This is a genomic window from Acinetobacter bereziniae, assembly GCF_016576965.1.
GTDB lineage: Bacteria > Pseudomonadota > Gammaproteobacteria > Pseudomonadales > Moraxellaceae > Acinetobacter > Acinetobacter bereziniae.
In genome coordinates, this window is record NZ_CP066119.1 from 2,209,283 (window position 1) to 2,224,202 (window position 14,920).

The window sequence follows — 14,920 nt, forward strand, 5'->3', positions numbered from 1 at the left end:
CCGATTCAATCATGAGTTTGAGGGAGTGTTCATCACTCCTCGAATAGAGGCAAAATAAATGAGTGCATTAAAAGGAATTCGAGTTTTAGATCTCAGTAGAGTACTTGCAGGTCCGTGGTGTGGGCAAGTGTTGGCAGACTTAGGTGCAGAAGTCATTAAAATCGAACACCCTAAAGTGGGAGATGATACCCGGATGTGGGGACCACCTTGGATGCTTAATCAACATGGTCAAACTACTCGGGAGTCAGGTTATTACCAATCTGCAAATCGTAATAAATCTTCTGTTGCCATTGATATCGCAACTGTAGAAGGTCAAAAACTGGTACAACATATTGCTCAAACCGCGGATGTGGTCATCGAAAATTTTAAAGCCGGATCATTAAAAAAATATGGTTTGGATTACGCAACCTTGAGCCAGATTAATCCAAAGCTAATTTACTGCTCAATTACAGGCTTTGGTCAAGATGGACCACGTGCTGAAGAGCCAGGCTATGATTTTATCATCCAAGGCATGTCAGGATTGATGAGTATCACGGGAGAACAAGAAGGTGAGTTGGGCGCAAGTTCACAAAAAGTCGGTGTAGCGGTTGTGGATATTCAAACAGGTTTATATGCAACCATTGCGATTCAAGCTGCGATTATTGCTCGCCAGCAAACAGGAGTAGGTCAGTACATTGATTTATCACTACTCGATGTACAGGTTGCTGGTTTGGCGAATCAAGGAATGAATTATTTAAGTTCAGGTTGTACACCTAAACGGATGGGCAATAGTCATCCTAATATCGTGCCATATCAAACTTTTAAAGCGCGAGACAAAGAATTTATTATTGCCTGTGGAAATGACAAGCAATTTAAAGATTTGTGTATTGCGATAGGCAAACCTGAATTATTGGATAATTCAAATTACCTTCGTAATCAAGATCGGGTGAAATATCGGCATGAATTAATAGCGATTTTGTCTGAATATTTCTTGACGCATGATGCTAGACATTGGGTGGATGCCATTCATGCTGTCAAAGTGCCTGTAGGTGTGATTAATTCTGTTGCGGATGCTTTACAAGAGCCGCAAATCCAATCTCGTAACATGGTTGTCAATATTCCACATGTGGATAATACTGACTTTAAAATGATTGGTTCACCGATCAAAATGTCAGGAACACCGATTCAATATCGCAATGCTCCTCCACGTTTGGGAGAGCATACAAAAGAGATTCTAGGGCAACTCTATACTGATAATGAATTACAAGCATTTAAACAACAGGGCATTATTGATGGAATCGGTCTTTAAACACAGTTAAAAATACACAAATATTGAATGCACTTTGTGGTACATGATCAGCACTTCATCTGAGTTAATCAAAATAGCCTTTCTTCTAAAAGATAAAAGAAAGGCTGGAGAGTACATATGATTTTGCTAAGTGATGTAATTGTTGTTTAAGCTGTGGTTGGAAGCGTACGTTGTTGCATTAACACTTGTTGTGCAATATGTACTTCTTCTGTAGCTTTTGGGTTTATTGCATGCCATTGATCATTTGCATCTAATTCCCAAGCGCGAACATTGTCTTTTAGATAGCTGAGTAAACCATAGTCAATGATTTGCTTTTTAAGCTTTTTATCTTCGATTGGGAAACAGGTTTCAACACGTGAAAACAGATTTCTGCCCATCCAGTCAGCACTGGCACAATATAACTCATCCTGACCATCATTATAGAAATAATAAACTCGGGTGTGTTCCAGGTAGCGTCCTACAATCGAACGCACGCGAATATTTTCGGAAAGCCCTTGTATTTGCGGTCTTAAACAGCAGATTGAACGTATGATCAAATCAATTTTTACACCAGCTTGAGAGGCTGTATACAATGCTGAGATGAGTTTTGGTTCAGTTAAAGCATTTACTTTAATGATAATTCTGGCTTTTTTACCTGCTTTGGCATGTGCAGTTTCTTGTTCAATCAAATGTAAAAGCTGTGCATGTAAGGTGAAGGGTGCATGAAATAATTTTTTCAGCTTTAACAGTTTCCCCATACCAGTTAGTTCTTGGAAGATTTTATGAACGTCCTCACAGATTTCTTCATGTGTCGTGAGTAAACCGTAATCGGTGTACATACGCGCATTTCCAGCATGATAGTTTCCCGTGCCAAGATGAACATAACGTTTTAGTTTTCCAGCTTCTCGCCGTACAATTAAAATCATTTTGGCATGGGTTTTGTAGCCAACAATTCCATAAACCACAACTGCACCAGCTTCTTGCAAAATATTAGCCACTGTAATATTGGATTCTTCATCAAAGCGTGCACGCAATTCAATGATTGCCGTAACTTCTTTGCCATTGCGAGCAGCTTCTGCCAACACTTGTACAATTTCTGAATCAGGTCCACTACGATACAAGGTTTGCTTGATGGCAAGTACGTTTGGATCTTGTGCCGATTCACGCAATAAGTTAATGACGGGTTTAAATGAATCAAACGGATGGTGTAAAAGTACATCTTGCTTAGTCAGTACTTCAAAGATTTTATTCGAATTTCGAAGTGCTTTAGGAATAACAGCTTGATAAGGTTTAAAACGTAATTCAGGAATATCAAAGTTGGTGATTAATCGGGTCAAATTAACAGGACCATTCACTTGATATAGGTGTTGTGGATCAAGATCAAACTGTTCTAAAAGATAATGATTGATTGAACGAGGACAATTGTCAGCAATTTCTAATCGAACCGCACGACCAAAACGACGTGAGGATAACTCGTCTTTTAAAGCAACAGCGAGGTCATCAACATCTTCTGCGAGTGTCAAATCAGCATTTCGTGTCACGCGAAATTGGTAACAGCCCGTTGCAGTCATTCCTGGGAATAAATCGCTAATATGTTGTTGGATGATTGCAGACAACAAAATATAATGTTCTTCACCACCCGTCAGTTCATCAGGTAGACGCACCACACGTGGTAATGAACGTGGAGCAGGAACAATTGCCAATTCAATTTGTCGACCAAATGCGTCTTTTCCTTCTAAGGTGACAATAAAATTTAAGCTTTTATTGACCAGTCGAGGAAATGGATGTGCTGGATCCAAGCTGATAGGGGTAACGACAGGCTGAACTTGTTTAAAGAAGTAGTGCTTAATCCAATCCAGATGTTTTTCTAAGATATTGTGATATTGGATGAATTTAACGCCATAGTTTTCAAGTTCTGGTAACAGTATGTGGTTTAGAGTGTCATATTGCTCTTGAATCGCAAGGTGAGCACTTGCTGAGATTTGTTCAATGATCACTTCATTGGGAATACCATCAGGTGCACTAGTAATGGTGTTGAAGTCAATTTGCTTCATGAGTCCAGCTACACGAATTTCAAAAAATTCATCCAAATTACGTGAAAAAATAATTAAGAAATTTAAACGTTCAAGTAAGGGATGATTTTTATCTTTGGCTTGTGCCAATACGCGTTTATGAAATTCTAGCAATGAAATTTCACGATTGATGTAGCTACTTGAACTGTGTTGAAATTCAGTTGTGGATAAACTTTTTGAAGCGGGCATGATCTGCGTCATTTGAAACTGTCTTAACGACCTTGATGGGCATAGTAAGTATTCTACATGACAAAATTGTTACAGTTAGGTAAAATATTGAAAATTATTTCAATTTTAACATATTTGTAAATTATTTTTTAAAACATACATAAACAGGGTTTCTTGGGGATATCGCTTCAACATCTTGTTCTATCAAACTGTTGAAGCGTGGAAATGTCAATTTTAAAATTGACATTGATCATTTTTAAGTTTTAGCTCATATATTTTTTCTGCTGAACTTAGTTTCATTTTCACATAATAGGGATTTCGTCTTTGGAATTCATTTTCAAAAATTAAACCACAGTTTTCAAGCATACCTTGCATGAGAAATTGCTGAGTTTTTTCTTTACCCATGCTGTCAGAAAATTGTTTGAAATTTTCCGATGTAATGAGTCCTTCTAAATCAATATGATCATGATACAGACGTATTTTTTCGATCACAGTATTTTGGTCAATTTGAACGGGTAGTACACGTGAATCCTCATCACTTAAGGCATTTAAAACATCATCTAAATTTTTTGAATCCTTGATTTTGTAATTTTGTTCAATGAGTTGATTTTGAATTAAATAATCATCTAATTCAGTTGCATAACTCTGGATGGATAAGCTCAGTAAAAGGGTCGTTATTGATGAAGATATTATTTTGAAATTCATTTGAATAATACACTTATAAAGAATATGGATTTATTATACTCAATCAAACAATATGTACCAGTGTTGTGACTTACTTTTATCAAAAGCTTACATCATTCACCTATGTTAAGGTGTTGGGAAAAAAAGCAGAACTCGATTTGCTTCTTTTTCAAAATGCTTTAAAGCGTCTTGATCAGGTGGTTGTATATTGCACATACCTAAATTTGAGTTTTTTTCGACATCACAAGTGTATCTCCAATCACCACGATGAAATAAACTATAATTTGCCGTTTTATTTACCCTATAGTCATACACTTGGTTATGATCATCCCAAATCACAGTCATAGCATTGGTTTCACATTGATCCATATCAGCAAGTGTAGAATTATAATAAGTTAGTTTTTGATTGATAAAAAATAAATTGTATTGATAATCTCCAAAAAAATTTTCACATTTCGAATTATTTTTTTTCTTTGCTCTTATATTGATTGCGGTAAATTTATATCCATCTAGCTCAGCATCATATCGATTTGCACTATAAATTTTTTCTAAATTTTCTAATTCATCTGGGTAAGGGGATTTTAGTGTGTATGATTTGTAATTAGGAATTGATCTAATTTTTTGATTGTCAAAATAACCTCTATATTTGTGAGGTTTAAAAAAATGATAAGGTGGAGGTTGATCAGGATTTAAAGCACCTAGAACCTGATCTCCTATTGTAAAGCCTAATTGATTTAAGGTTAATGTACCATATACACAGAGGTGGTCCCACTTGTTTGAACAACTAAAAGCTTATTTATAAGTGATACTCTGCTCTAGTTAAGCTACCTTATTTTGTTGTGGTAGCTGGTCATAGTAAAACTCATCTGGAGTCATTTTGTCCAGACTCGAATGAGGTCGTTTCAAATTATAAAATTCAAAATATGCGTTTAATTGCTTCTTCGCATCCAAAACATTGCTGTAGGCTTTGAGATACACCTCTTCATATTTAACGCTCCGCCATAATCGTTCAACCATCACATTATCAACCCATCGACCTTTACCATCCATACTGATTTGAATGCCATTTGATTTCAATACATCAATAAATGCATCACTGGTAAACTGACTGCCTTGGTCTGTATTAAAGACTTCAGGTCGGCCATATTTTTCAATAGCTTCATTTAATGTTTCTATGCAAAATGTAACCTCCATACTAATCGATACTCTATGCGCAAGTACCTTGCGGCTATGCCAATCAATCACAGCACATAAATAAACAAAGCCTTTTGCCATAGGGATATACGTTATATCCGTAGACCACACTTGATTACTGCGCTGAATAGCCAATCCTTTGAGCAGATATGGATATTTACGGTGAGCTTGATTGGCCTGACTTAGATTTGGTTTACGATATAACGCATTAATGCCCATTTTCTTCATTAAAGTACGTGTATGACGTCGTCCTATATGATGTCCTTGACGATTCAATAAATCACGCATCATACGGCTACCTGCAAAAGGGTATTGCATATGTAACTCATCCATACAGCGCATCAGCTTCAGATCTGATTCACTCACAGGTTTTGGGCGATAGTAATAACAACCACGGGAGACTTTCAGCAGCTTAGCTTGCTTAGATACTGAAATCTGAAGTGAGTCATCGATTAACTTTTGTGGTTGAAGCGACCCAGTTTCTTCAACACACCTTCTAAAAAATCAATTTCTAATGCCTGCTCACCGATTTTTGCATGTAGTTTTTTTAGATCGATGGGTGGTTCTGTTGGAGCTTTTGATTGATCGAAAGCTTGCGAGGAAGCTGAAATCAGTTGATTTTTCCAGTCAATAATTTGGTTTTGATGAACATCAAATTCAGCACTCAATTCAGCAAGTGTTTTTTCTGCTTTAATCGCAGCAAGTGCTACCTTAGCTTTAAAGTCATTTGAATGATTTCTTCTTGGTCTACGTGTCATAAAATACTCCATATATTGATGTTTATAACATCATTTGGGGAGCAAAATATCACTTATAAGTGTTGTTCAAATTTCCTGATCCACCTCTCACCTTGATAACCATTGTTTATAGACACAGGCTGTACTAAACGGCTGTGTTCAGAGGCTGCTGTTCGAATTTGTAAACTACCTAAAGACCTTGTTTGGAATGGAAAACCAACATTAAAGTTTTTAAGTTTGTATATAGCAGCAATAGATAAAGGAACATCAAATGTTAAAGTGTTTGAGTTGTTCGTTTTGATTGCCGTAATTTTGAGTTGTTTATATTTTTTTTCGATACAGGGTAATCCTAGAAAACCACATTTTTTTACTGTTCCAGTTAGACCTAATACACTGTAATTAGGATGATAGACGGCATAACCTTCAATCGGTATGTTTAGCATTTCATTTTTTTGTTGCTGACTCAATGTGCCAGATGTGTCATATAGATCAAGTGTTATGATTAAGTTTTTTGCATGTTGAATTGATGTAACTGTGATTAAAAAGCAACTGAATATAAATTTTTTCATTGTTAATACCATATTTACACGAACTCGAATATTCAATGATTTTAATATGATTTAATTTTAATAAATAGTTATTGTAGATAAATGTAATAATTGATAAGCCCTAAATATTGAAACTACCCAAAAAAATATGATCAAGTCATGGAAGTATAAAAACAACCTTCAAATCAAAATAAGCACCATAATTGGTGCTTATTTTATGGATATGACTTGATCTTAACTTTAGAAAACTAATCTTTTTTTAAGTTTTCATTGATCAAGAATTCAACCAATGCTTTTTGTGCATGTAAGCGATTTTCTGCTTCATCCCACACCACTGCATTTTTATGATCCAACATATTTTCAGAAACTTCCTCACCACGATGTGCAGGAAGACAATGCATAAATAAACAATCAGGATGTGCTAAATCCATCAATTTTTCATTGACCTGATAAGCAGCGAAAGCTTTTTCACGAATTTTTTGTTCTTCCTCTTGTCCCATACTTGCCCAAACATCGGTGACTATGAGGTCTGCATTTACAGCAGCATCTTCAGCAGATTCAAACAGTTCAACACAATGGGCAAACTCAGAAAGAAATTCTGGTTTTGGTTCATAACCTTTTGGCGAAGCAATTTTTAATTTAAAACCCCACATATGTGCTGCTTCAATATAGGAGTTACACATATTATTGCCATCCCCAATCCAAGCCACTGTCTTTCCTTCAATTGAACCACGATGTTCAACATAGGTCTGTACATCAGCCAATAACTGGCATGGGTGATGGTCATCGGTCAATGCATTGATCACGGGCACAGAAGAATATTCAGCAAAACGTTCGACAATATCATGACCAAAAGTACGAATCATGACGATATCAAGCATACTAGAAATGACTCGAGCTGAATCTTCAATCGGCTCACCACGTCCAAGTTGTGTATCACGAGATGATAGAAAAATTGCACTGCCACCAAACTGGCTCATACCAGCTTCAAAGGAGACACGAGTACGGGTGCTCGACTTTTCAAAAATCATCCCCATGACTTTTCCAACAAAAGGTTGGAATACTTCGTTATTGTGCTGTTTTCGCTTTAACTCTATAGCGCGTTCGATGATGCGATTCAGTTCAGCAGTGGATAAGTCACGTAAAGTAAGAAAATGTCGTAGAGCCATGGTTACTCCACAATAATTGTCTAGTCAAAGCCAATAGCGAATTGACCAACAATTCATTGTTGGTTGATGAAAATAAAAAGGAGAATCATCTAATATACTATATGAATATGAAAACGCAAAAAAATTAGACCTTTTGATGCCCTTGTAGGAAGCGATCTACGCAATAACTGATGCAATCGAGTATTTCTTGATCAGAATCTTTAATTTCAATCCCCATCAAGATTCGCCATTCTAAATTTCTAAGGATGCCAAAATAGAATTGTGCTGAATAAAGTGGATTTTCACAGACCAGTTTTTGGTTTTCTGCATAACGTTCTAAAGCACTAGCAATCGAAAGTTGGACTTGTTTGGGACCCTTTTCATGAATATAGAGTGCCAATTGTGGATCTTTTTGTGAGCGTTCAAAGATCAGACGTATAAATGCAATGTTATCGGGCATGATCATATGCTTATAGAAGGTGATTAAGGTGGTAATTAGATAAGCACGAAGATCATTACATGATGGGTTGAACGGTCGGCAGATATCTTTAAAAAAAAGATCACGGCGATAATCGCAAATTGCGGTAAATAGACCTTCTTTATTGCCGAAATACTTATAAATCGACGCCTTTGAACCACCCGCATGATTGACAATGTCATCGAGTGATACCGCATCATAACCATGTTCCAAAAAAAGTTGATTTGCACTAATCAATAATGCCAAACGACGTTCATGACCACGTTTTGTTTGTGGAAAATCACATCCAGAGGCTTCAATATGTGCTAAATCTTGGTTCATAAATTGCGAATAAAAAGTACGTTGTAATTATTATAGCAAAAATGTCAATAAATTTCTTTGTCAGTATTGATTTGTCTTGTTTGGTTAGAAATTGTGCATTAAATTGAAAAAATGAATCAAAATTCATTTTTCTTTGACTAAAGTTTTAGAGTAATATGCCTAAATGGTCATATGCGATTTACAAATTATGGCTATACTCAAAACTCAATAAACAAGTGACCACTGTGGAAGGGAATATGACACAACAAACGTCTGCAGGCTTAAGATTTAGACAAGCGCTAGAAGTGGAAAAACCATTACAAATCATTGGTACAGTCAATGCCTATGCCGCAATGATGGCGAAACAAGTGGGTTATAAAGCAATCTATGTTTCAGGTGCTGGGGTAGCCAATTATTCATATGGTTTACCAGATTTAGGGATGACGAGCTTAGACAATGTATTGGAAGATGTTCGCCGTATTACAGAACGTGTAGACACACCATTATTGGTCGATATTGATACAGGTTGGGGCGGTGCCTTTAATATTGCACGTACAATAAAACAAATGATCAGTGCAGGTGCTGCTGCTGTTCATATCGAAGATCAAGTGGCGCAAAAGCGTTGCGGGCACCGTCCAAATAAAGAAATCGTTTCTCAGCAAGAAATGGTCGATCGTATTAAAGCAGCAGTCGATGCTAAAACCGATTCAAACTTTGTCGTAATGGCACGTACAGATGCCTTACAAAAAGAAGGATTGCAAGCGGTTATTGACCGTGCATGTGCCTGTGTTGAAGCGGGTGCTGACGCAATATTTGCTGAAGCCATGACGGACATCACTATGTATAAAACCGTATGTGATGCAGTAGGTGTACCTGTACTTGCCAACATTACCGAATTTGGTGATACCCCGTATTACACCACTGAAGAGTTAGGTGAGCAGGGTATTAGCATGGTGCTATATCCATTATCTGCAACACGTGCAATGCAAAAAGCTGCACTCGAAGTTTTTCGATCTATTCGTGAAAATGGTACTCAAGTCAATGTATTGGATACCATGCAACAACGTAAAGAGCTTTACGAATTCCTTGATTATCACACTTTTGAAAATACTCTAGACAAGCTGTTCACGCAGGAGAAATAATAAAATGGCTGAAGGAAAAGTACTCACAGGCGCAGGACTGCGCGGTCAAGTTGCTGGTAAAACAGCACTTTCTACTGTAGGTAAAAGTGGCGCAGGTTTAACCTATCGTGGTTACGATGTGCAAGACCTTGCAGAAAATTGCCAATTTGAAGAAGTTGCTTATCTGATTTTCTTTGGTGAATTACCGACTGCAGAACAATTGGCTACATATAAGGCAAAATTAAAATCTTTGCGTCAATTACCACAAGCGTTAAAAGAAGTCTTGGAACGTATTCCTGCTGATTCACACCCAATGGATGTGATGCGCACAGGCGTTTCAATGTTAGGTAATCTTGAAACAGAAAAGTCATTTGAACAACAGCAAGATGTTGCAGATCGTATTCTAGCGACTTTGCCTGCAATCATTTGTTATTGGTATCGTTTTAGCCATGATGGCGTGCGTATTGAAGAAAATACCGATGATGATTCAATTGGCGCTCAATTCCTGCATTTACTTCGTGGTGAGAAACCAAATGAATTGCATGAACAAGTGATGAATGTTTCGTTAATTCTTTATGCTGAACATGAGTTTAATGCATCTACATTCACTGCGCGTGTTTGTGCATCAACCTTGTCTGATATGCATTCATGTATTACAGGTGCAATTGGTTCACTCCGTGGTCCATTGCATGGTGGTGCAAATGAAGCGGCTATGGAAATGATTGAAAACTGGACCTCTCCTGAAGAAGCTGAGCGTGAAATGCTGGGTAAGCTTGAGCGTAAAGAAAAAATCATGGGCTTTGGTCATGCGATCTATAAAGACAATGATCCTCGTAACGGCATTATCAAAATTTGGTCTGAGCGTTTAGCAAAAGATGTAGGTGATACAGTACTTTATCCAGTATCTGTTCGTTGTGAAGAAGTCATGTGGCGTGAGAAGAAATTGTTCTGTAATGCAGACTTCTTCCATGCATCTGCTTATCACTTTATGGATATTGCGACTAAATTGTTTACTCCAATTTTTGTGATGTCTCGTGTTACTGGTTGGGCTGCACATGTCATGGAACAACGTGCAGACAATCGTATTATTCGTCCAAGTGCGGATTATACAGGACCAGAACTTCGTAAAGTTGTTCCAATCGCTGAACGTTCAGCTGCCTAATTTTCAATTATTCGCATGTTTATAGATAAAGCCTGAATTCAGGCTTTATCTATGTATTGTTCAACGAAAAAACGATAATCTTTTTATCACCTCATGTGTTGATGAAATTTCTGCAACACAGAGTGAAAGGCTTGTTAAAGTCGCTTTTTGAACCGCTTGTGCACTCATTGCTCCAGCACCCAGATCGGGATGATCCATAGTGGCTGTACCATCAGATACAAAAATCACTTTATAATTTCTAAAATGTGCATCACGTGCAGTCGATTCACAGCACATATTTGTTACCGTTCCTGTAATAATAAGCGTCTCAATTCCTAATTTTTTTAGATATTGATCTAAATCGGTGTTGTAGAAAGCACTGTAACGATTTTTTTTAATAACAATCTCATCTTTTTGCGGTGCAAGATCAGGGTAAATTTCAACACCTTCAGTGTCATCTACCAAAGCTGATTGTTGATCTATCGGAGACCAAAAATCTGACATCAGCCCCATATCGCTTCGGTCTTTTTGATGTACATGAGTTGTATAGATTATTGTTAACCCTTTTTCTCTGCTTATCGTAACTAAACTTTTTATATTGGGAACAATTTCTGTTGCCATTGGTACCCACATAGATGCATCAGGTTTAACAAAATCGTTTTCCATGTCTATGATCAACAGTGCAGTTTTTTTAGGATTGTCGATTTCAAATTTCATTACTTTTCCTTAATTTATAAAGTGATTACGTTTTTACATCATTGGATTGATAACAGATAAAAAGCATATAAAACGTTTATTTTTTATTTAAACTTAATTATTAGATCATGATTTTTAGAGGTAAATGATACTTTGTTAGTATAATTTTATACTTGATAACGTTCATCTGGGGGGAGATGTAATGAGTTTTAAATATGAATTTTAGAAAATTAAAAGCATATTCCTTGAGTAATCATGAGGATTTAATCCTTAACAACTTACAGGAAAGTAAGATGGATATTGATTTATTGTATGTTAAGAATGTTTTAATGACGCCAAATAAAATTGATGGATGATGATATGTTTATTTTATAGTAGTGCCTCCTAGGAGGCTTTACTTATTGAGGAAGCTGACCATTAGGGAAAAGAATGACCGCTTCTTCACGTGTATATCCGTCATCAAAAGGTAGACTAAGGGATTCGAATGTAATCAGAGTACCTTTGTTTTTTGGCAGTTCAAAAGCTTGTTTCAGTTTAATGTCAGGGTTGTAACTGGTTAAGTTCATTGCTTTACTTTGATTTTCGGCATTCAGAACTATGAATATTGAGCTGTATACTTTACTCAATGATTCTGTACCTTGTGCTGATGAGACATTTTGTTCAAGTAAATTAAGCTTAAAATCACGCACATCTAATGCTTTAAGTGGCTTAAGTTGGGTATGAATCTTGACTAATGCTTGATTAAATGTGGCTTGGTCTTTAATTGCAGAGAATCTTTCATCATATTTTGGCAAATCATACTTTTTCTCGTTTAGGGGATAATAGTAAACTTTAGGAACGGAATAACTTTTTGAATTTTCAACAACAAATACATGTTTAGTCTTTGAATCATAACCGAGAACTTGCAGCGTAATATTGCTGTAATCATTTGCGAAAGCTGCACAACTGAACATCAGTAAAATGCTTGATGCGATTATTTTTGACATTTTTGCCTCATCATTTTTTAGGTAATAATAAAACAGGATCTTCAATATCATAACCTGTTTCTTCAGGAATACCGTAATATTTGACAATAACTAACATCTTATTCTGATTAGGTATGACATAATTTTGTGTGATTTTTATTGTTTGTGCATACTGTAGTGCTTGTTGATTGCTGCTTTTTAACGTAGCAGTGCTAACCCTATATAATGTTTTATACTGAGGAATCTTTTCTGATTGATCATGCCAAGCAGGAACGTATTGTGTTTGAATTTTCACGATCTGAATTTTTGCCGTATTGGCATTGCCAGTGAGCAGAGGTATCAATCGCTTTTTTATTTTCGCTAGGTCTTTTTCAAATCGAGTACCATCTTGATCATAATCAATTTGGTGAGTTTTAGGATGAACATAGAGGGATTTAACTTCAATCAAACGATCTGGTGATTTGCTATTTAATTGGTAATAATATAATTGTGCTAGGCGTCCACGTTCATCTTCAAAATGTCTGAGTAAATAAAGTTTTTGTTCTTTTGTTTCATAGCCGAGTACTTCAATATGTTGACCCCCTCCCACAGTAGCATAACAATGTAATGACATTGTAAGAGTCATGCCGATGGATAAGTATTTTAAAAAGTGCATGTGTTGATATTCTTTTGATACGTGATTGTTATTTTGCATAATTTTTATCCAATTAAACGTAGTCTTTAAGTAATTCATGTGTTGTATAACTACAGACTTTATTTATTCACTTTTTTCAACACCTGATTAAATATAAAATTCGTTCTTTCTCTGCTTTTTTATAGAGTGAGGAATCTGTGAAAATGTCGATATTTTTTAACCATTTATCCTCCTGTTTGAATGATGAAATGTGATAGGTGAGCATTTACTTGTAGATGTAAAATGACCAGGTACTGATGTTTTAAACTTAAATGTAATGTGTAGAAAAATGATGATTTAAAACTTTATTTTGTTATCAGTATCCATCAATATTCGGGTAATAATCAATTGCTGTTTTTAATATGAAAAAGATATGGTTAAACAATATCTTTAGATAGAATTTAAGCTTATAAGAAATGATGCATATAGATAATCTTGCTGAAGAAAGTGGAAATATTAGTTTTGTAGAATATACAGCAACAGGGATATTCATCTTAAAAATTGAAAAAAGAAAATATCGTGGGACGAAAATACAATCACAAGTTTTTGAATTACACGATGATGTCCAAGTAATTTTTAATTCTTTGGATAAGGATATATATGCGGTATTCAATAAAACCAAGCAAATACTTTATTTGAATGATCAGATTCAATCAGTTGATCACTTTGATGCAGTATTGAATTTGCATAAATTATTTAGTTTTAGCATGGCTGTTTTGTTGTTTGCTGTCGTTGTATATCCTTTTTATCAATATTTTATGGATGGAACTATTTATTATTTTGATACGTTTATGCATTTGACAATACTGACTTTGGTCAGTTGCTTTGTTTACTTTATTTTTGAATGTCTAAAATTAAATCGACAAAAAACCAGCAATATTGAAGCTTTGTTTCATATGTTAAAGCTACCTGTCTTGAGTAAAAGAACTTTAGACAGTTTAAAACTCACGAATTCATATTTCTATGAGTTTGATCAATTGTATGATTTAAGCTTAATCAATCAGTTGAGGCATGGTCGAAATGATAGAGAATTAAAAACTCAATTAGCGCAGCACACTCAAAAATTGGTCCAGTTTGGTTTAACTCAACATGAACTTGCCAAATTTAAAGTGGAATCCATTTCTGGAAGATTGGATCAATATATAATAGAAAAGAGGGAATCAACCACTGCATATCCTGATGCTTTAACTGAAGTGAGATTTAATCTGCAAGGAACAAATTTCTATAGCTATTTGGATGACTTTCACTTTGTTCAAGATACTGATGTAAAGATGATCATTTCACAACAAGGTGATTCAATAGGTCAATATGCTTGGTTGATTTATGATTATCATCAGTATTTAACCATAGATGAGGAGTTGCTACAGGTATTACAAAGACCGCGATTCCCACAAAGTGACCACGAAAAATATATGGAAACTTTAAGATTAATATTAGGTTTTATTGTTTTAGTTAGCTTTATCTTATTTGATATTTTTGCAGCCTGTGTTGCATTTATTATCAGTATAGCAGGCTATTATTATTTTCAATTTTGTTATGCTGTTTTCTTAAAATTTTCATTCAGCAAAGATATTTATGCTTATTTGGGATATCAATCCGTTGAATTATTTCAAATGGTAAATCTTAAAGAATTGAAGCAAGGCAATTTTAAACCCGTACATCTAGCTGCAATTGCACGACCAAGTCGTACAGGATTTAACATCGAAAAAAGGAGATCATGATGATCTC

Annotated in this window: 14 protein-coding genes; 4 read left to right on the top strand and 10 right to left on the bottom strand. The window is 35.6% G+C overall.

Annotated elements, in window-relative coordinates:
• Positions 1–58: 58 nt before the first annotated feature.
• Positions 59–1,288, top strand: a complete 1,230-nt coding sequence (locus I9192_RS10280) for a CaiB/BaiF CoA transferase family protein (RefSeq protein ID WP_200150375.1) — start codon at positions 59–61, stop codon at positions 1,286–1,288.
• 146 nt (positions 1,289–1,434) lie between these two features.
• Here the strand turns inward: I9192_RS10280 and ppk1 are convergent, their stop codons facing one another.
• The 7 genes from ppk1 to I9192_RS10315 form a co-directional block, all read right to left on the bottom strand.
• Positions 1,435–3,540: a polyphosphate kinase 1 gene (gene ppk1 / locus I9192_RS10285; RefSeq protein ID WP_370469244.1), complete on the bottom strand. Its 2,106-nt coding sequence runs from the start codon at positions 3,538–3,540 to the stop codon at positions 1,435–1,437.
• A 201-nt stretch (positions 3,541–3,741) separates the two neighbouring features.
• Positions 3,742–4,212: a hypothetical protein gene (locus I9192_RS10290; RefSeq protein ID WP_200150377.1), complete on the bottom strand. Its 471-nt coding sequence runs from the start codon at positions 4,210–4,212 to the stop codon at positions 3,742–3,744.
• Between the two features lie 105 nt (positions 4,213–4,317).
• On the bottom strand, positions 4,318–4,536 hold the full coding sequence (locus I9192_RS10295) for a hypothetical protein (protein WP_200150378.1): 219 nt from the start codon (positions 4,534–4,536) through the stop codon (positions 4,318–4,320).
• Between the two features lie 474 nt (positions 4,537–5,010).
• A protein-coding gene (locus I9192_RS10300; protein ID WP_223672967.1) for an IS3 family transposase occupies positions 5,011–6,143 on the bottom strand; the annotation gives its coding sequence in 2 pieces (ribosomal slippage) (positions 5,011–5,891 and positions 5,891–6,143; 1,134 coding nt in all).
• A 53-nt stretch (positions 6,144–6,196) separates the two neighbouring features.
• Complete coding sequence (locus I9192_RS10305) at positions 6,197–6,691, bottom strand: hypothetical protein (RefSeq protein ID WP_200150379.1); 495 nt, start codon at positions 6,689–6,691, stop codon at positions 6,197–6,199.
• Positions 6,692–6,918: 227 nt separating this feature from the next.
• Positions 6,919–7,839 carry an ornithine carbamoyltransferase gene (gene argF / locus I9192_RS10310; RefSeq protein ID WP_005029175.1) on the bottom strand — a complete coding sequence of 307 codons (921 nt, stop codon included), beginning with the start codon at positions 7,837–7,839 and terminating at the stop codon, positions 6,919–6,921.
• A 124-nt stretch (positions 7,840–7,963) separates the two neighbouring features.
• Positions 7,964–8,617 (bottom strand): TetR/AcrR family transcriptional regulator, encoded by a 654-nt coding sequence (locus I9192_RS10315; protein ID WP_005029173.1) that lies wholly within the window; start codon positions 8,615–8,617, stop codon positions 7,964–7,966.
• Positions 8,618–8,853: 236 nt separating this feature from the next.
• Here I9192_RS10315 and prpB point away from each other — a divergent pair, with 236 nt between their 5' ends.
• On the top strand, positions 8,854–9,738 hold the full coding sequence (gene prpB, locus I9192_RS10320; RefSeq protein ID WP_004830929.1) for a methylisocitrate lyase: 885 nt from the start codon (positions 8,854–8,856) through the stop codon (positions 9,736–9,738).
• 4 nt (positions 9,739–9,742) lie between these two features.
• Positions 9,743–10,879, top strand: a complete 1,137-nt coding sequence (prpC, locus tag I9192_RS10325; RefSeq protein ID WP_004830928.1) for a bifunctional 2-methylcitrate synthase/citrate synthase — start codon at positions 9,743–9,745, stop codon at positions 10,877–10,879.
• 60 nt (positions 10,880–10,939) lie between these two features.
• Here prpC and I9192_RS10330 read toward each other — a convergent pair whose 3' ends face one another.
• The 3 genes from I9192_RS10330 to I9192_RS10340 form a co-directional block, all read right to left on the bottom strand.
• Complete coding sequence (locus I9192_RS10330) at positions 10,940–11,575, bottom strand: isochorismatase family protein (protein WP_004830927.1); 636 nt, start codon at positions 11,573–11,575, stop codon at positions 10,940–10,942.
• 377 nt (positions 11,576–11,952) lie between these two features.
• The gene (locus I9192_RS10335) at positions 11,953–12,540 is read right to left on the bottom strand and encodes a hypothetical protein (RefSeq protein ID WP_004830925.1); all 588 of its coding nucleotides are present in this window, start codon (positions 12,538–12,540) and stop codon (positions 11,953–11,955) included.
• Between the two features lie 10 nt (positions 12,541–12,550).
• A complete protein-coding gene (locus tag I9192_RS10340) occupies positions 12,551–13,174 on the bottom strand; it encodes a hypothetical protein (RefSeq protein WP_034708864.1) in 624 nt (207 codons plus the stop codon).
• A 434-nt stretch (positions 13,175–13,608) separates the two neighbouring features.
• Here I9192_RS10340 and I9192_RS10345 point away from each other — a divergent pair, with 434 nt between their 5' ends.
• Entirely contained in the window at positions 13,609–14,913 is a 1,305-nt protein-coding gene (locus I9192_RS10345; RefSeq protein ID WP_200150380.1) for a hypothetical protein, read from the top strand.
• The last annotated feature ends 7 nt before the right edge of the window (positions 14,914–14,920 follow it).